Origin of the sequence: Chryseobacterium sp. CH25 (assembly GCF_004119455.1) — a bacterium.
In the GTDB taxonomy this organism is placed as follows: Bacteria; Bacteroidota; Bacteroidia; order Flavobacteriales; family Weeksellaceae; genus Chryseobacterium.
On record NZ_NRQT01000001.1, the window covers coordinates 1,129,266 to 1,149,226 of the forward strand.

General features: G+C 32.6%; 13 protein-coding genes and 1 pseudogene. 9 read left to right on the forward strand and 5 right to left on the reverse strand.

What is annotated here, in order from left to right; genetic code table 11:
* Positions 1–94 precede the first annotated feature (94 nt).
* The 3 genes from BOQ64_RS04975 to BOQ64_RS04985 are packed head-to-tail and all read left to right on the forward strand — an operon-like array spanning position 95 to position 5,480.
* Positions 95–2,311, forward strand: coding sequence for an ATP-dependent nuclease (locus BOQ64_RS04975; RefSeq protein WP_129059649.1), 2,217 nt, complete (start codon positions 95–97; stop codon positions 2,309–2,311).
* Entirely contained in the window at positions 2,293–4,419 is a 2,127-nt protein-coding gene (locus tag BOQ64_RS04980) for a UvrD-helicase domain-containing protein (protein WP_129058167.1), read from the forward strand. Before BOQ64_RS04975 ends, BOQ64_RS04980 begins: the two co-directional genes overlap by 19 nt.
* Positions 4,416–5,480 carry a DNA polymerase beta superfamily protein gene (locus BOQ64_RS04985; RefSeq protein ID WP_129058166.1) on the forward strand — a complete coding sequence of 355 codons (1,065 nt, stop codon included), beginning with the start codon at positions 4,416–4,418 and terminating at the stop codon, positions 5,478–5,480. Before BOQ64_RS04980 ends, BOQ64_RS04985 begins: the two co-directional genes overlap by 4 nt.
* 83 nt (positions 5,481–5,563) lie before the next feature.
* On the opposite strand, the gene BOQ64_RS04990 is transcribed toward BOQ64_RS04985, so the two are convergent.
* Positions 5,564–5,908 (reverse strand): TfoX/Sxy family protein, encoded by a 345-nt coding sequence (locus BOQ64_RS04990; RefSeq protein WP_129058165.1) that lies wholly within the window; start codon positions 5,906–5,908, stop codon positions 5,564–5,566.
* Between the two features lie 144 nt (positions 5,909–6,052).
* On the opposite strand from BOQ64_RS04990, the gene BOQ64_RS04995 reads away from it, so the two are divergent.
* The 4 genes and pseudogenes from BOQ64_RS04995 to BOQ64_RS05010 all read left to right on the forward strand — a co-directional run bounded on the left by BOQ64_RS04995 (position 6,053) and on the right by BOQ64_RS05010 (position 11,025).
* Entirely contained in the window at positions 6,053–6,568 is a 516-nt protein-coding gene (locus BOQ64_RS04995) for a DUF2975 domain-containing protein (protein ID WP_129058164.1), read from the forward strand.
* Position 6,569: 1 nt separating this feature from the next.
* Entirely contained in the window at positions 6,570–6,782 is a 213-nt protein-coding gene (locus tag BOQ64_RS05000; RefSeq protein WP_129058163.1) for a helix-turn-helix domain-containing protein, read from the forward strand.
* A gap of 198 nt (positions 6,783–6,980) precedes the next feature.
* A pseudogene (locus tag BOQ64_RS05005) lies at positions 6,981–7,852 on the forward strand (ABC transporter ATP-binding protein).
* 2 nt (positions 7,853–7,854) lie between these two features.
* Entirely contained in the window at positions 7,855–11,025 is a 3,171-nt protein-coding gene (locus BOQ64_RS05010; RefSeq protein ID WP_129058162.1) for an ABC transporter permease/M1 family aminopeptidase, read from the forward strand.
* Positions 11,026–11,139: 114 nt separating this feature from the next.
* Here BOQ64_RS05010 and BOQ64_RS05015 read toward each other — a convergent pair whose 3' ends face one another.
* The 4 genes from BOQ64_RS05015 to BOQ64_RS05030 are packed head-to-tail and all read right to left on the reverse strand — an operon-like array spanning position 11,140 to position 16,211.
* Positions 11,140–12,198: an SH3 domain-containing protein gene (locus tag BOQ64_RS05015; RefSeq protein WP_129058161.1), complete on the reverse strand. Its 1,059-nt coding sequence runs from the start codon at positions 12,196–12,198 to the stop codon at positions 11,140–11,142.
* The gene (locus BOQ64_RS05020; RefSeq protein WP_129058160.1) at positions 12,195–14,933 is read right to left on the reverse strand and encodes a hypothetical protein; all 2,739 of its coding nucleotides are present in this window, start codon (positions 14,931–14,933) and stop codon (positions 12,195–12,197) included. The genes BOQ64_RS05015 and BOQ64_RS05020 overlap by 4 nt, the downstream gene beginning before the upstream one ends.
* Positions 14,934–14,945: 12 nt before the next feature.
* Positions 14,946–15,449: a DUF4280 domain-containing protein gene (locus BOQ64_RS05025; RefSeq protein ID WP_129058159.1), complete on the reverse strand. Its 504-nt coding sequence runs from the start codon at positions 15,447–15,449 to the stop codon at positions 14,946–14,948.
* Positions 15,450–15,488: 39 nt separating this feature from the next.
* On the reverse strand, positions 15,489–16,211 hold the full coding sequence (locus tag BOQ64_RS05030; protein WP_129059650.1) for a hypothetical protein: 723 nt from the start codon (positions 16,209–16,211) through the stop codon (positions 15,489–15,491).
* Positions 16,212–16,853: 642 nt separating this feature from the next.
* Here BOQ64_RS05030 and BOQ64_RS05035 point away from each other — a divergent pair.
* Both BOQ64_RS05035 and BOQ64_RS05040 read left to right on the forward strand, forming a co-directional pair.
* Positions 16,854–17,294, forward strand: a complete 441-nt coding sequence (locus tag BOQ64_RS05035) for a MarR family winged helix-turn-helix transcriptional regulator (protein WP_129058157.1) — start codon at positions 16,854–16,856, stop codon at positions 17,292–17,294.
* Positions 17,295–17,300: 6 nt separating this feature from the next.
* Positions 17,301–19,715, forward strand: coding sequence for a TonB-dependent receptor (locus BOQ64_RS05040; RefSeq protein WP_129058156.1), 2,415 nt, complete (start codon positions 17,301–17,303; stop codon positions 19,713–19,715).
* Positions 19,716–19,961: the final 246 nt, after the last annotated feature.

Consider the following 19,961-nt stretch of genomic DNA (forward strand, 5'->3'; position numbering starts at 1 on the left):
GTAGTCTTTTTTTATGGGTTGGGAATATATTTGTTGATTGAGAAAGACTGCTCAATTAAAGGAAAATTAATATATTAGAAAAAACTAAAAAGCTATGAAAATAGAGTCTATATATATAAATAATTTTAGGCTGCTCAAAGATTTTAAAATAGATTTGGAAAAGTCTCTTTCCTTAGTTTTAGGAAAGAACAACACTGGAAAAACCTCACTTTTAACTTGCCTAGATAAATTCATCAACAATTCTGATAAGAAAAAAATAGTTGCTGAAGATTTCAACCTTGATTATAAAAAAGAAATTGAAGAATTAATTTTTAGTACTAATGAACTTGACGAAGAAGATTTCAACAAAGCAATTCATGGTATTAAATTAAGACTTGTGATTTCTTATGATGAAGGAGAAAACACCTGTAATATTTCAGATTTGATGATGGATTTAGATCCTAATCACAATAAAATTATTCTAGGCTATGAGTATTATTTAAATTATGATGAATATAAAGAGTTTCGAAAAGAGTATAAATCTTTTATACTTGCTGAAAATCAAAAAGTAAAAGAATATGAAGAGAAAGAAAAGGATAAACCTGAAGAAGAAAGAAAAAAATATATTCCAAAAACATTTGATTATTTTTTTAAACTAAATGCAGAAAAATTCTTTAAATACAGATGGAAAAGTATTAATTATAATTATGAACATTCAATAATTGATGAAAGTAATTTTAATGATTTGGAACAATCTAAAATCAAAAGTAACTTAAGTAATATTATTAATTTCAAATACATTAGTGCAAAAAGAAGTGTTACAAATAAAGAAAATGAAAAAACATTATCTACACAAACATCTGACATATATGAAAGAAGTGAGAAAAACGATGAAGATGAAAAGAAAATTGACGAATTTAAGTCAGTAATTGAAGATACTGATGAAATTTTAGGGAATGTGTATGAAGCCTTATTTAGTGATATTACAAAAAAAGTAAGTTTATTCGGAGGAATAAGAAAAGATGAATCTATTATAAAAGTAATCTCCACTTTACAACGAAAAGAATTATTAAAAGGAAATACAACAGTTATATATAAACACAGTAATGATTCTGAATTCCCTGAACATTATAACGGTTTAGGTTATATGAATCTTATAAGTATGATTTTTGAGATTGAAATTTTAGTGAGTGAATTCAAAAGAGGAAAAGATGAAAATCCAGCTGACATTAATTTACTTTTCATTGAAGAACCTGAAGCTCATACTCATCCACAAATGCAATATGTTTTTATTAAAAACATTACTGAACTTTTAAAAGACGGAATCACTCTTCAAAAAGACGTAAATGGTAAAACTATAAAAAGTCAACAAATTCAGTATATTATAAGTACACATTCATCTCATATAGTTGCCAATTGTCAAGAGTTTAATTCCATAAAGTATTTAAAAAAAGAGTCACAAAATGATATAAAGGCAAAAAATCTAAAAGATTTAGAAAAAGAATATGTCGATGTAGGCGAAGAAAAAAACTATCGTTTTTTAAAACAATACTTAACACTTAATAGAGCTGAATTATTTTTTGCTGATAAAGCTATTTTTATTGAAGGTGATACTGAAAGAATCCTATTACCTGCGATGATGAAAAAATTAGATTTAGAAGTTGAATTAGATATAAATGAGCTTCCGCTATTATCACAAAATATATCTGTTATAGAGGTTGGTAATTATGCAAATATCTTTGAAAAATTAATAAGCTTCGTCGGATTAAAATCTTTAATAATTACAGATTTAGATTCTGTAAAAAAAGATTTTGTACGGAATAGCGATGGAAGTATCAAAAAGACAAGAAAAGATAAAGAAAGGAAATCTGATTTTAGTTGTAGAGTTTCTGAAGCAGAAAAAACAAGTAATCCTACTTTGCTTTTCTTTTATCCACCAGACTCAACTTCTTTTCAGAATCTTTTACAAAAAAGTTTCAAAGAAAAGAGATTTTCAAAAGAACAAATATGGCAAGAACAAGCTGATGGGTATTTACAAATTATTATTCAAACAGAAGAAGAAGGATATTGTGCAAGAAGTTTTGAAGACAGTTTTTTTCATTTAGCACAAAACAAAAATTTCATAAAAGATAACAGAAGTAAATTCAATGGTCTTAAAAATCTTAAATATTTTTATGATGATTCAAAAGATGCTTATTTTTTAGCAGAGAAATGCGTAGATAGTAAAGGATCTTTTGCAATCGATGTATTAAGATGTAACAATGAGACATATTCTAACTGGCAAATCCCCGCCTACATTAAAGAAGGATTATTATGGTTAAGGAAAGACTAGACATACAAGATCAACCAGAAGTATTATCAATTTTCGAACATATTGATAATGGACATAATTTCTTACTAAGTGGTGGAGCAGGAAGTGGTAAAACATATTCTTTGGTTTCTGTAATCAGACAAATCATTAAAGAAAGCCCTACTATTAAAATTGCATGTATGACTTATACAAATGCAGCGGTAAAAGAAATTGAAGATCGTGTGAATCATAAAAATCTAAAAGTATCAACAATTCACGATTTTCTCTGGGACTGCATTAAAAATTTTCAATCAGAATTAAAGTCAACTTTAATACAATTAGCAAAGGAAGATATTGTTACCAATATTATCATAGATAATCCTGAGGTAATTTTATCTGAAAACATTGAAATTCAATATAAAGAATATGTAAGATTTAAAGAAGGAATTATTTCTCACGATGAAGTGCTAATTATTTCTGAACATATGTTTTCAAAATATCCTAAATTATGTGATATTTTAAAAGATAAGTTCAAATTCATATTCATTGATGAATATCAAGATACGAATGAAAAGGTTATTAGAATATTTTTAAATCACTTACAAGTATCTAAAAAAGAATGTATCATAGGTTTGTTTGGAGATACAATGCAATCTATCTATGATGATGGAATTGGTAAAATAAATTCCTATTTAGAAGAAGATAGCGTAAAAGAGGTTGTTAAAAATCAAAACAGAAGAAACCCAAAAAAGATTTACGAGCTTGCAAACAAACTTCGCACGGATAATGTTATACAAGAACCTTCTTCTGACTTAAAAGCTCCGAATATCTTACCTAATGGTAATGTAAAAGATGGCAATGTATTGTTTATGTACTCTGTACAAAAAGATATTGAAAAAATAAAAAACTATTTGGAAAACATTAATCAAGGTTGGGACTTTACTAATTCTAGAACAACAAAAGAATTAGATCTAACTCATAATTTGATTTCTGCGCAGGCTGGATTTTCAACTTTAATGGAGATTTATGATGAAGATCCAGTCATTAATCTTAAAAAAGATTTAGTTGAGAAAATTAAAATTGATAATTTACATATTGATGAAGAGAAGACATTTGATGAAGTAGTTGATGAGTTAAGATTGGAAACGAGGTTATATTTATTAGATGAAATAAAATCAAATGCATTAACATTAAGAGAATTTGACAAAATAAAAACTTTACCAATAGAAAAATTTTCTGATTTAGAATTTGAAAATGAATTATTGATTGAATTAAAAGAAAAAACTTTAAAACAAAAAAAAATTCCCAAAAAAAATCTGAGCAAATACAATACAATAGACGAATTTGTTAACGAATTGAATTTTACAACTAATGTTTTAAAGAAAAACAAAATTCTCTCAAGTGAAGCTCATAGATTACTCTATGAAAAAGTTAAGAATAAATCTTTCAATGAAATAAGAAAAATTTATATTGATAAAGAGAATCTTATTGATGACAAAAGAGAACTAGATGAGCAAGATCCCCAAAAAGGATCCAAAAGAGATAATTTTATCAAACATTTGTTCAAAATTCAAAATGTATTAAGATTTTATTCGGATAAAAATTTTCCTGAGTTTTTTAGAGTCATGAAGAGAAATGGAATTACTATCAAAAACATTAATGAGAAACGAGAACTTAAAAATAATATTGAACACTTATTAACAAATCAAAATACAACAATAGGTGAGGTAATAGATAAAGCAAATGAATTAGAAATTGTTAAAAAAGATGATAAAATTGATAATTTCATCAATTCCTCAGAATATATCTACGACAGAGTAAAAAAAGTTTCATATCAAGAATTTATAAAATTATATAATTATTTAGAAGGCTTAACTCCCTTTTCTACCCAACACAAAACTAAGGGAACTGAATTTGACAATGTCTTGGTAATTTTAGATAATGGAAACTGGACAAAATATAATTTCAATTATTTATTTACAAATAGAACAGATAAGGCAAGTGTTTTAGAAAGAACTCAAAAATTATTTTATGTTTGTTGTACGCGTTCAAAAGAAAACTTAGCAGTGTTTTTTCAAAATCCTTCATCCCAAGTTATTGAGACTGCAAAAAATTGGTTTGAAGAAATTATAGATTTAGATAGGTTATGACCATCCAAGACCTCAAAAATAAAAACCTCATCCTCTTCGAAGCCATCTCCGGAAGCCGGGCTTTCGGGCTGGCAACAGAAACCTCGGATACAGATATCCGTGGAGTGTATTACCTGCCGAAGGAAGACTTCTTTGGACTGAACTACATTCCACAGATCTCCAATGAGACGAATGATATTACTTATTATGAAATCGGGAGGTTTGTAGAACTGTTGCAAAAGAACAATCCTAATATTTTGGAGGTTTTGGCCAGTCCTGAGGATTGCATTCTGTACAAACATCCGCTAATGGACCTTCTGAAACCAAGAGATTTTCTCTCCAAACTATGCAAAGATACCTTTGCCGGATATGCTGTTTCTCAGATTAAAAAGGCTAAAGGTCTTAATAAAAAGATTTTAAACCCTATTGATAAAGAAAGAAAATCTGTTCTTGATTTTTGCTTTATTTTGGACGGTCAGAGTTCTGTTCCTTTGAAAAAATGGCTTTCGGAGCATGGAAAAATTCAGGAAAAATGTGGGTTGACGGCTATTGATCATACTAAAGGAATGTTCGCGTTATTCTATGATGCTTCACAAACCTTGAATTATAAAGGTGTTATCCAGCATGAAGAAGCAAATCAGGTTTCGGTATCTTCTGTTCCAAAAGATGAAAAACCGGATGCTTACCTGTTCTGTAACCTCGATGTCTACTCTACTTACTGTAAAGATTACAGGGAATACTGGAAATGGGTTGAGGAACGTAATGAAGACCGTTACAATGTCAACCAAACGCATGGACAGAACTATGATAGCAAGAATATGATGCATACCATCCGCTTGCTGCAATCGTGTGAGCAGATCTTCAGGAACCATTCTATTCAGATTCGTGTAGAAAACCGGGAAGAATTACTGGATATTAAAGTCGGAAACTGGTCTTATGAAGCTGTGATGGAAAAAGCCGACAACCTTATTAAATCTATTGAGCATCATCATTCCGTTTCTCTACTTCCTGAATCACCTGATGTGGAGAAAACAACCAAGATTCTGATTCAGATAAGGGAACAATTATACAGGAAATCATGAGTAATGAGTAATAAATAATGAGTAATGATTAGTGGGAAGCTACAACAATGGTCGCCCACTCTCATACACTCAAACCCTCAAACTTACTTCTTCTTCGAAGCTTTTGCAATTTTATTATAATCAAGACAAATCTTCATCCAGTATTCAAAATCTTCAGGCTTCTGAAAACCGATGGGTTCTACATAGCAATATTCTTTTAATTGCTTTCCTCTCATAATCATGGGAAGAAAGCCTGTTTTCTCTGCGACTTCTTCTTCCCTTTCGGGATTGTAGTGGCACATCAGATTGTCGTGACTGATATTGATGCACATTTTATCATTCACCAGAAATGCCAGTCCACCGAACATTTTCTTTTCTTCAATTGTAATATCCTTTACGTTGGCCAGCCATTCACGAACCCTGTCTGCCAGTTCTGTATTATAAGCCATGATGATTATATTTTATAGTAAAGATAAGGATTACGACCATTCCTTTGACTGACTCATTATATTTAAAAATAAAATTTTATTTAAATAAATTATTGTTTTACGATAATTAATTATACATTTGCAATACTAATTAATGATCGTGATATGAATCAGACCAAAATTATTTCCAGGATTTTATTTTATATCTGCTCTATTTTGTCTGCGGGATATTTGATAACAGCATTGTATGCTCTGCTTTGCCTTGCCACAGGATTTTCAGTGACACCTTATGGTAATGACAAATACCTTCATATTAATTATCCATTTACCCAACAGCCATTTCTGAATATAGAAGATAATTATCCTTATATCATTTTTTCATTTATGCTGGTTTTAATTCCTTATGGGATCTTTTTCTGGCTATCAGCAAAGGTTTTCAGAGTATTTTTCCAGCCTAAACTTTTTACAAAAGATCATATCACACAGCTTAAGAGATTTTACCTTTTTAATATTTTCATCCCACTTCCACTGGTTATTATCGCGAGTTTCTTTGTGGAAGTAGAAAGTATCATCTGGGGCCTGGTGTTTATTCACTTTATGCTTGGAATTTTCTGTCTGTTTCTTGCGAATATCTTTAAGCAAGGGCTACATTTGCAAAACGAACAAGACCTAATTATTTAACATGCCAATTATAGTCAACTTAGATGTCATGCTAGCCAAACGAAAAATGCAGAGTAAAGAATTGGCAGAAAAACTGGGAATCACACCCGTCAATTTATCAATCCTCAAAACCGGAAAAGCAAAGGGTGTACGCTTTGACACTCTGGAAGCCATCTGTAAAATCCTGGAATGCCAGCCGGGAGATATCCTGGAATACAAAGAGGAAGATTTGTAGAGTTCAAGGTTTAAAGTTCATCGTTTAAGGTTATTATCCTTTCAATATTTTGGTATTTGAAAGCTGAAAGTCTTATACATGCTCTTCATTACCGACACTTTAAGTCTCTCATCTATCCGTCTATTATCTATCCGTCTCTTTAAACAACAGTAGTCCCCAACCGGATTACCTACACTCCTATTACCCAAACTCAATATTATGAATACCTTATCCATCAACAACCTCAATCTTACGTATAAAAATGGTTTTCAAGCCATTGATAACATTTCTCTGGAAATCAATAACGGAATGTTTGGACTTTTAGGCCCTAATGGAGCCGGAAAATCTTCCCTGATGAAAACCATTGTAGGATTACAGAAACCCAGTTCGGGAAGCATCTTTTTTAATGATGTTGATATTGTTAAAAGTCCGGAATTTATCAAACAAAACTTAGGATTTCTACCTCAGGATTTCGGGGTTTATCCTAAAATTTCGGCGTATGATCTTTTGGAACATATTGCTATACTGAAAGGAATTACGGACAAAAACAACCGTAAAAAACAGATTCTGGATCTGCTTGAAAAAGTGAATCTATCGGATTTTCAAAAGAAAGAAGTGCATACTTTCTCCGGGGGAATGAAACAGCGTTTTGGAGTAGCCCAGGCATTATTGGGAAATCCTAAAATCATTATTGTAGATGAACCTACAGCTGGTTTAGATCCTGAAGAGCGAAACCGTTTCAATATTTTACTGAATGATATCAGCCAGGATATTATTGTTATTCTTTCCACTCATCTGGTGGAAGATGTGAGAAACCTGTGCTCAGAAATTGCCATTATGAATCATGGAAAAATCCTTAGAAAAGGAGAACCAAGACTGTTAATGGCTGAATTGGAACACAAAATATGGTCCCGTTCTATTGATAACAATGAACTGGAGAATTATTACGCTCATTATGAAGTCATCAGCAGACAACTGATTGAAAGAAATCATCAAATTACCATTTTTCTGAAGAAGCCCCTGAAGATTTCAAGCCTGTAAACCCTTTACTGGAACACTTTTACTTTTATACCTTAACGCAAAAACCATAGTCATGAACGCTATATTTTCATTTGAAGTCAGACGCAATACCAAGCACTGGCTTATGTATCTTATTGCTTTAATTCTTGTATTCCTGGGTGTTTTTTGTGGGAATCAGTTCAACCTTTCCGTAGGAGAAGGAATCTATCTGAACTCACCTTATACCATCGGGTTTATGACCGGAATGCTGAGTCTTTCCATCATTTTCTTCGCGACAATATATGCCTTACAACTATTGTTTAAAGACCAGGATTCCAAATTTGATATTGTTCTGTTTTCATTTCCCCTTTCAAAACAAACCTACCTGAAAGGAAAGTTTCTTACCTACTTTTTGCAGACCTTTTTAAGTTTTTCATTCCTAATGCTCGGCTTCATTATAGGTCAAAGCCTTCGTACCGGAAGTGAGATGCAGAAAGGATTTCATATAATATACTACCTCTATCCTTTGTTCATTTTCGGACTGGTTAATACATTGTTGGTGTGTAGTTTCCTTTTTTCTACAACCTTTATTTTCAGAAAAAAGCTATTGGTTGTGATTGGCGGATTGTTGCTGTATATATTTTACATGATTATTTTATTATTTTCCAATTCACCATTCATGGCTGGAGCTATGCCACAGTCATTAGAAACCCAGCAGCTTTCAGCCATCCTTGATCCTTTTGGACTATCTTCTTATTTTATGAATGCGAGATTACTTACTGCTGAACAAAAAAACATACAGTTGGTGCCTCTGACAAGCTATTTACTTTTCAACAGAATCTTCTGCTTCATTGCATCTATTGCTCTTCTATGGTTTACTGTAAAACAATTCTCCTTTTCAAACATTTCAAAACAAAAGACCAAAAAACTTCCCTTTAAAAACGATTTTCAGACAAAGTTTTTCAAATCTGAATATTCAACAGTACAGCCCCATTTCGGACAAGTTTCTGCTATACAGTCCACACTATCTTTTGCCAGAATAGATCTGATTTATCTGTTCAAAAGCATTACCGTTCCGGCCATCTCAATTCTCCTTGTATTTGCTGTAGGGATGGAAATGTATGCTGAAATTGAAAAAGGAATCCGTCTGCCACAGAAATATGCCAGCTCAGGGCTTATGGCCATCACCATATCGGAAAACTTTCACTTACTGGGACTAATGATAGCTGCTTATTTTATGAACGACCTGTATTGGAGATCAAAATCATCCGGATTCTCACTGATCGAAAACAGTACTTTTCTCTCAAAAAATAAGCTAGTTGGCCATTTTATTTCAATAAGTGTTCTGCTCTTCTTCTTTACAGGAGTTTTAATTGGGGAAGGTATTATTTTTCAGGTTGCTTATCAGTATCTTCATATTGATTGGAATGCTTACCTAGCTGTTTTCGTTTTCAACACCTTTCCACTGATCTTGTTTTCAGGGTTTATTCTATTAATCAATGACAGAATTCCGCAGAAATTTATCGCGCTGGGAATTTCCATTCTTGCTGTTTTTGTACTGGCTGGCCCTGTTTCCGATAAGCTTCTTTCCTATCCTGTTTTAAGCATATTTTCAGATTTTAAAGGAAGTTATAGTGATTTCAATGGCTATGGAATCTACGAAAAAGCTTTTGCACAAAGACTTTTATTTGGATCCGGAATAATTGCTTTATTATGGTTGATGAATAGCTTTATTAAATTTAAAAAAGCTTCTGTTATTCAATCTGTTTTTACTGTTATTCTTCTCATATCAGGGATTGTGTCCGGAAACTATTTCATGAAAGGATATGTTCCGAAAGATGAAAAAAAAGAGATTTTAAGTTCTGTTCAATATGAAAAGGGTTTCCGAAAGTATGAAAACCTTCCACAGCCTGATATAACGGCTATTAAAACTGAAATTAAGCTGTATCCATCGCAAAATGCCTATGAAATCATTGGTCGTTATACCCTTAAAAACCAGACGAACCAGCCTATTGATAAAATTCTTGTCAATTTTAATGCTGATCTGAAACTCAAAACAGCCGTTTTAAAATCTGGTTCTGAAACAATTATTATTACTGAGAATACTTCTGAGGTTCCATTAAAAAAAGCTTTAAAACCTAATGATACGGCTATTCTTGATTTCAAAATATCCTATCAATGGTTCGCCGTAAACGGACATCAGTCTTTTAATGCCATTATTGAGAACGGATCTTTTATGAGAATCAGCAGATATTATCCAACTATTGGGTATCAAAAAGATTTTGAAATTCAGGATGAAAAGCTTCGCATCCAATACCAATTGGGAAAATTGAGAGAAATAAAGAAGCCCGAAGCTCCGGAAGTGTTCAAAAAGGATTTTATCAACCTTGATATGACCGTTTCCACTGAAAAAGATCAAACCGCTGTAGGAACAGGTGATCTGATAAAAAAATGGACTCAGTCAGACCGTAATTATTGCCAATTTCAAGCAGAAAATATTCCTTTCCGTTTTGCTGTTTCTTCTGCTGAATATGAATTCAAAAGTATCAGTTATAAAGGTATTGTCCTCAATATTTTTTACCATAAAAATCATGTTGAAAATGTAGATCATCTTCTGAAAAATGCACAGCTTACTTTGGATTACTGTCAGCAAAATTTTGGGAAATATCCATTCAAAACCATCAATTTTGCTGAAATATCATCTTTCACCAGAGGTTTTGCAGCAACAGCCTACCCTTCTACTATCTTTATGCCTGAAGACATGATTTTTCATGCTAATATTCATGCAGATCAGAAACAGGATGTAATTAATGAACTGGCAGGACATGAACTCTCCCATCTTTGGTGGGGAAACAGCCAGATTAATCCCGATGACCGAGAAGGTTCTGTAATGCTCACCGAAACCCTTGCCATGTACACCGAAATGATGCTCTACAAAAAGATGCACGGAAAAGCAAAAATGATGGAAAGACTCAAGGTCCACCAACAAATCTACGATAATGAGAAAGGATTATTTGAGAATTTGCCTATTTACAGAGCGACAGGAGATGTTCCACATATTTCTTATTCCAAAGGAGCTGTTGCTATGGTGAAATTAAGTGATTTAATAGGTGAAAACAAAGTAAATACTGCATTGAAAGCCTTTCTTAACAATAATCAACATCCTAAAAAGCCAGGTTCTTTAGATCTGCTTCGTGAGTTTTATATAGTTTCTCCGAATGATGCAGTACGAAAACAGATTGATGGATTGTTTAAAAATCCTTGATTTTTTATCATTGGGTGTAAAATACTTTATATCTAAAAAATGAAACTCACGTTCTCCAAAGTCTCCTGACTTTGGAGATTTTATATTAAACAGTCTGTTAAAAAATACTATTCTTTATTTTGATTTTATTCTGCTTTTATGGATAAATCCTTCTTTTCCTTCTTTAGTTTTTACCCAAAACCAATCTCCAGTATTATCCAAAACCTCAATATGTTCTCCTGATTTTACCTTTTGTAGAACCTCTGAGGAAGTATTTTTGTCTTTTCTTAAATTGGCATAGCCATCTGGGTCAACAATTTTGTTTAGAGAATATTTTTCTTTTAAATATTGTGAAATTTGGTTTATTTTAGAATTTGAAATTATATAACTCTCATATCCATCTGATTTATTTTCTTGTACCTTCTCTTTTATATTATTCTCTGTAGTTATTAGAGTATTCAACTCTTTTTTTGAAACAATATAACCATTATCAGTCAATAACTTAACCGCCTTAAAGTCTTCTTGATTTATAGAAAGGTTCATTAAATCATTTAGTTTTGAAACATCAACTTTGTATTTAGTAATAAAATATTGTAACCAACTATTATCAATATAATATTGTACATCAAAAAAAGTTTCATTATTAATCAAATATGATAAATTCTTATTGTCAAAATCTTCTATTAAAGGATTTTCATTCTCATATAGTTCAATTTTTTGTTTAAAATTTTGAATTTCTACATCTTTTTTATCTAGATCCTTAGTAGTAAATTTTATTACTGTTCCTTCGTTAAAAATATCAGTAAACTTTGTTTCTTCCATAATTTTATTTTTGTCATTATTTTTTTTTCCTAATAATCTCCATTTTTCTAATGTTAATAAATTTCCACTTACTGTGTCATAGTAATATAATGAACAATCCTTCTTATCAACATAAAAAATATTCCAAACGCTGTTATGAAATTCACCTTCTTGCTCTTCTTTTATAACATAATATTTTTTCTTATTATAGACACCTTCATCAATCTCAAAAACTATTTTCTGATTACTATTTTTATGCAATTGCATAGCTTCAGCAACCTCTTGTATTTGAGTCACTTTATTATAAGCATTTTCTTTACTGCAATTATCTTTGTCTTGTCCTTTACAAGATAATAATTGGAACAAAATTAGGAATGCTATTCTTTTTTTCATTTTAATTGATTTAAAAGTTCAATGTCCTTTTGGATTTCTATTTTCTCTTTTTCATTTTTTGTTTTACAGAGCTTACATTCTAATATTTTCTTATAATCCTTTAATGTTGACACAAAATTATCTTTGACTGCTTTTTTGTACTGTTGAGGTCCTGTTAGTCCATTCTTAGGTTCTCCAGTGGCATATGCACCTTTTTTCCCAGTATCTTCCAATCCAACAACAAAATTTTCTATAGTCTTAGAATTGTCTGTCAATGCAGTATATGCATCTGGGAAATTCTTTTTCAGAAGCTCAATATATCCGTTAAAACCTGCTTCTTCGGATGTGAAGTTAGCAAAACTTTCAACTCTTGCTTGATACTTACCATCATATGTTTCATGTGTTGACATGCTTTTTTTACCAGCATCACCAGAACCTTTTATATTCATTGGATTATTCAGCGGTGTTTTCAAATTAAAACCATTTTCTTGCCTTCTTTGTGCAATCATATATAATCCTTTGAATTTATTTGCAGATGTATGTGTAGCTACATAATTAATTACTTTATTACCAAAAGAATCATAATATTCTTTCCTACCATCATTTTTTAATTCATTACATTTACAGTTATTTATTTCGGGTAAAGGGTCTACAAGTGCATAAACTTTAATTTCCTCTTTATATTCCGAGGCTTTGACAACTATTTTTCCATTGCTAGAATAACCTCGTCTTCCATAAACACCAGTTAGTTCAGGAATTATTGATTCCAAATAATTGTTTAACGCATGGTAAACAAACTTATAATTTGAAGCGCTTAAGTCTCCAATTTCACCTGCATAACTTGAATGATTTTCTCCATTTGAGTTTCTTATACCTAAGCAACCTATCAAATCTTTAGATTTCCAAGGGTCAATGGATATAGAACTCCTGCTTCCTAATGTCATTGCTCCACTTGAAACCTCTTTTTTAAAATCAGCCACAGGTTTTAGGTTTGATGTCGTATTATCAACAAATCTATACCTAAAACTCTCTTTTCCTGCGTGATTCCATGCTTGCATATATCGAACTCTATACATTGTGTTGGTCGTGTTTGGTGGGATAGGTCCGTAACTTGCATAATCTTTATTATTAGTTTGTGCATGCCTTGCAACAGTTAAGACAGTAGCTTCAGCATTCTCATGAGTTTTATTCTCTATATCTTGTTTTAATTTTTTAACGGCTTCACCTGTTTTATTTCCTCTATAAATATACATTTTATACAATGGAAATGCGCTTTTCCCATTAGCCAATTTTTTAGTGTATATTTTATTTCCTTCTTTATATTCATTCATTCCATTATATCCTCCATAATCAGGATAAGAGGTTATTTTACCATTTTTATCAACAGTTATTTCTGTTGCAATTTCACTTGTTATGTATAAAACAGCTTCTCTTCCTAATCCAACAACCTTGCTGAATTTTAATTTCACTTTTTCAACCCCTACTGGATTATCCCCACTCTCTACCTTTGTAGGCTCAGCATCCGCACTCACAAGCATCACTGCAGATTTTACAGAAATATCATTGTGTATTACTTCTATAAAATAATCCTGTTTTGCGCTATCACTACCGCCATCATTGCCTTCGATAAACATTTTTTTTGTTAAAACAATCCAGATGAAATTTGTGTCATAAAGCAATTCATAATCTTTCTCAAAAATCGGATCATTGGTCCATTTGATATTATCTTCCTCCCATATTTTTACCTTTACCTTTTTGTTTTTCATATCCTTTGCCGTAATCTTCATGAATACGGTTGTTCCTACTTTCGAGGAATGAAGTCTGTTTCCAACTTTATCAACAAATTCAGCATTCAGGATCTTTCCTTGTAGATCATCATTCTTTTTCCCGCCTGTGGTGACTGGGAACTTTGCTGAATTCCCATCAGGTTTAGATTTGGGTTTCTCTGGAACAGGAGTTGTTTTAGGCTTTGCTGGTGTTGGAGTATGCCCTTTAGGAACCTCTCTTTTTCTTGGAGGTTCTGGATTATGAGTAGGGTTAACTACATTAACATTAGGACTTGCTTTTTGTATATGTTTACTAACCGCATCAGCCGTTACATAATATTCGTAAGTGGCTCCCTCACTTTTATCGCCTGATGCAGTGTGTGCATTGGCAATCAGTACAGCCATTGTGTAAAAAGGTAATCTGAAAACAGCTTCTGCCATTCCTTTTTCATTCACTCTGCTAAGAACAGGGGCTGGATTTATTTTATTAAAAGCATTTACTGTGGGGTTTTGTCCTTCTCCCTGGGCATCATCTTCCCAAAGGGTAAAAGCAATATTCATCCCGAACATTTCTACACAATAGGCTCTTGCAATAATGGTGTCTTTGTAGCTCAGCTTTTTACCTTTTGGAATAGGTTTATAATTGGCATCCAAAAGCTCTACCCTGGTTATTTTTGGTTCTTTAGCCCGTTGCGGATGGACAATAAGTTCTCCTTTATCGTTACCTTGCTGTACAACAATTTTGATTCCTTTGTGCAATAAGCTTTTCTGTCCGAAAATATAAGGAACTACTTGACCTTCTTTATCACTTCCGCCTTTTCTCCAGCCTGTTTTGGTCTGGACCATCACTTCCCAATGGGGTTTAGGGGCTTCCAAAGGGTTTTTAATAGGTTGTAAAGGATTCAGCCAGCCATTTATTGCAACAACAGAATACATTTCCTGTTTTCCGATTACAGGTTTATCGTTTCCGATGATTGTTAATTTTCCCATATTTGTGTGTTTTTAATTACAGATGTTTAGATCTTCTTCCTGTTCATCCTGAAATTCTTTGTAGTCAAGCAATGGGTTAATATTCTGCTGCTGTTTTGGATCTGCATTCCTGACATTTTGTTGGGTTACCTCCGCAGTTTGCCCATGTTCTTTTATGGTTATTTTTCCTCCTATTGTACACATCAATTCAGACAGTTCTGTAATACAACTTTTGTTCATGACTTTTGTCTTCTCATAAGGTTTTTGCCATTTTCCTGCAGGAGCAAAAGCACACGGTAAATAACCGCCTGAACTTGGTTTTAACTTGCATTGTCCAAAGCTGGGACCAGGTGGTGTGAATTGTAGATCATCTTCTGTAACGGCTAAATAATCCGCCTGTCCTTCTTTATGATTCCAATAATGTTTCTGGTGTGAGGTTACTTTAAACTGTGGAAACTGGTTCCCTTGATTGCATTGGGCTTTTCCTTTTTGGATCACGAAATATTTACCATCGTGAGGGGAAGTGTTTTCTGACATCGTATTGTGGTTTTGGTGTTTTTAAATATAATAGTGATCTTAAATTCTCTCTAATAAGAAATCTTCTCTCTCAGTATTTTCATGTCCGAAGCATTCAAATCTTGCTTCAATCTTATACAGCGACCAATTTTCCCTGTTAAAAATATATTCAGCAAAATGTTCACAATCTATGGACCCCTCTGTCATTTCAGCTTCGTCATTAAATTCTGTATTCGCCATACGCAAAGCTTCTTGACTTCGATGGTCAGAAGAAATCCCTTTTTGCTGAATTCTGACTCTTTCATCATCTAAAGTCTCTTTAGGCAATAGTGTATTTTGAAATTCAAACCGTATGGGTCGAGCATTAAAAATCCAGGGATAGAAATCATAATAAACATCTGAATTTGTCCAACTTCTTAATTGGGTTCTATAAAAGATCCCAAACATAAAAGTGCTCAACAATGAGTGTTTAAACTTTTGAAAAATAAGTTTAGGATTTCGGGCAATATCTTTCATTTTTTGAATATAATCAGAGGAATATTGATCTGAAAAAAAGCGCTTTATGGAATCCAATTCAGAAACAATATCTTCTGTTTGCTTTGTCAGTAATATATCAACAATTTTTCCTTCAATATCTATAATGTATCGGATTGGGTTGATTACCTCTATGCACATTTTTGCAAGGGTATCCAATTTGGTATCTGAAATGTCATCATTCTTTCTGAAATCTAACGTTGAAAAGAGAAAATGGTAGTACTCATTTTTAATTCCTTCAAAATGCAACTTGACTTTGCTTTCATACTTTGTAAGAATTTTCTCATCTGAATAGGCAGTCTGAGTAATTTGATAATTACCTTCCCAGAGTTTGAAATTGAAAGGAAACCTCCCTTTCGTCGGAAATCATAAAAGCTTTGATGATTGTCTCTGATTATTTTGTTGATCTCAAGGATTTCCTTTGATGATGGAATATAAAGTTTCATTCCTGGAGTAAGATCATCTTCCAAACGTTCAGACAAAGAACATTTTTGATTATGGTAGTCTCTCAAGTAATCAGGATTTTCGAGCTGAACCTCATTACAAAGGTCAACAAAGGATTGTCCCTTTTTGACATAATAAATTATCATTTCGATCTGTGTTTTTATGATACAATATTAAATAAAATCAGTTAAAAAAACATAGATATTTTCCCCATAATTTGAATTATTATTTCTTGATTTGACCGAAGCTGACATTGAAATATGAATAGTATTTTCCAAACTGTACCTACACATTAAAAAACGTCTATATAGCAACAGAAGAAGATAGATAATTCAATAATTTTTAATTCTTTAATAAAAAAATTTCAGAAGATTGTAACAAAAGAAAAATTGCATCTACAAATTAATTGATATATCAATAATTGATAAATCATTTTAATCTGAAAATATGGAAAAATTAAATTCAATTATATTCTACAACATAGATAAAGCCATCAGAGCCTATAGAAACTATGCACAACGCCAATTGAAAGCTCATGGTTACAGTATAACCATAGATCAGTGGCTCATTATCAAAGCGATTCTGGAAAACCCGGGAATTACCCAGAATGAAATTGGTGATCTTGTTTTTAAGGACAATGCTTCTGTGACTAGAATTATTGATTTAATGGTAAAATCTGAGTATGTCATAAGGCATGTTCATCCTGATGACCGCAGAAAGACAAATCTGGAAGTCACTGATTCCGGAAAAAAGGTTATCAGAGAAGTTCAGAATATCGTTGAAAACAACCGCGAAATTGCTCTGAAGGGAGTTTCAAAAGATGAACTTGAAATGATGTATTCCGCTTTACTCAAAATTTCAGAAAACTGCCTCAACCCTAAAAAGTAAAACACTATGGCCAGAATATTTTCACTCATTTTAATGTGGTTGCTGCTGTTGTTTACCAACATATTGTCAGCCCAGACCATGCAGAATTTTTCCCTGTCAGGAAGCATTAAATCTGACAAAGCAGAACAGATGGAGATCAACCTTCTGGATGCTGACAATAAACTGATTAAAACAGAAATTGCAGACACCAACGGAAAATTTAGCTTCAATGACCTCAAAAGCGGAGTCTATAATATAAAAATCAGCAGAAACGGATCTGAAGTCTACCATTCAGACAATATTTCACTGGCTGATAATACGACTCTACCTTCTATTGACCTTAATGTGAAATCTATTGAAGGCGTAACCATCACCAAAGCCAAACCTATGATTGAAAGACAGGATGGCAAAATGATTATGAATGTAGAAAACAGTATTGCCAGCACCGGAAATTCTGCCTTTGAGGTATTGGAAAAAGCTCCGGGAATCAATATTGATAATAATGACAACATCAGCCTTCGAGGAAAAGGAAATCTCCTGATTCAAATTGATGGCAAAAACACTCCTATGACCGGAAGTGATCTTGCTAATTATCTTAAAGGCATCCCATCCTCCACAATTGATAAGATAGAATTCATTACCAATCCTTCATCAAAATATGATGCAGCAGGATCTTCCATTATCAATATCAAGCTTAAAAAAGAACAGAGAAAAGGGACTAACGGAAGTATTTCTACCTCTCTGGGAATGGGTAAATACGTGAAAAATAATAACAGCATCAGTATTAACCACAGAAATAAAAAAATCAATATTTTCGGGAGCTACAGCTTTGCGTACAGAGAGGCTTACAACGGATTGGTTCTGGATAGAAATTTTTATGAAAACAATAATTTCAAGGAAGCTTTTATACAGGATAACTACCTGAAATTCAAATTCAATAACCACATTGCGAAAGCAGGAATGGATTATTATATGAATGATAAAAACGTTTTAGGCTTTTCCTTAGGATTGGTTTCCAACAAATTCAACCTGGATGGTAACAATTTCAATACAACTTTGGGCAGTAATTATGCACCTAAGAGTACTTTTAATACCCAAAATACATCTAATGATAACTGGACCAACGTTTCTTTTAATCTCAACCATAAATACACTATTGATTCTTTAGGTTCGGAAATCTCTACCGATTTTGATTATATCAACTACTCCAATTCTTCTTTACAGAATTTTGAAACGAGAACTCATCAATTAGATACCGGAGCCGACAAACTGGATATTATGAAAGGAGATATGGATGGAAAACTGAATATTTATTCATTAAAATCAGACCTTACCAAAAATTTCAAAAACGAATGGAAGCTTGAAAGCGGAATTAAAACCAGCTTTGTAAAAACGGATAATGACATGAAATTTTTTGATGTTGACAATGGTGTTTTACATCCTGATCTTAGAAAAACCAATCATTTCATTTATGAGGAAAACATCAATGCTATTTATGGAAATGTTTCAAAAAAATGGGATAAATTTAAAGCTACAGCTGGTTTAAGGCTGGAAAACACCAATGTAAAAGGAACACAGCTTGCCACCAACCAGGTGAACAAACGAAACTATACTCAGTTGTTTCCGAGTGCTGTATTATCTTACGATCTGACAGAAAAGAGCAGCCTGGAAGTGAATCTCAGCAGAAGAATTACAAGACCGAGTTACAACCAACTGAATCCATTCAAACTCTATCTTGATCCCACTACCATGAGAGCCGGAAACCAGGACCTGAATCCACAGACTACCATGAATTATGAACTTACTTACAGCCTCAGCAATAAATATTTTGCAACATTAAGCTACAGCAGAACCTCAGATAATATTACAGATATTCTGAAACCTATTTCTGAAGATGGTCAAAATGTAACAGTACAGACTTTTGAAAACCTGAACTCTGTATCATACTACGGATTATACCTGATTGCTCCTGTAAAAGTAACGAAGTGGTGGGATATGAATAACAGCGCCAATTTCTACTATGGCTCCTACACTGGAAATGTCTCCGGAACACAGATCAACAATCAAGGAAACTTTACTTTCAATATCAACAGCATCAATTCTTTTAAATTAGGAAACGGATTCACCGCAGAATTAACCGGAAATTATAAAGCTAAAGAAATATATGCTTATCTGAACGTAAGCCCCAATTGGTACTTAAATATCGGTGCCCAGAAGAAATTTAAAAACAACAGCATCCTGAAATTCTCCTTCACAGATGTATTCTTTACAAGTAATATAAAAGGGCAAACGGTTTATAATGATTATCTCGAAAATTTTGCAGTGAAAAGAGATACGCGTGTGGTGACGCTTTCCTACACCTACAACTTTGGATCTTCTAAAAACGGACAGCCTAGAAAAACCGGTGGTGCTGAGGATCTTAAGCAAAGAGTGGGAAGCTAAATTATGTACGGTTGTTGGATATACGCAAAGGCGCAAGGAATTATATAACTTTACTCTATTTTTAAGGCGCAAGGATTTTATCTACGATAAAATTGAATACTGTTGATCTCTCACTGATTTCGCAGATGGTGATAGATGTATACAAAATCTATATTTTTAATCGCCACGAATGCACAATTTTTTTTACTGATACTATACTGCATATAAATAATTTATTCGTGCATTCGTGGCAAAATAGCACAGCAT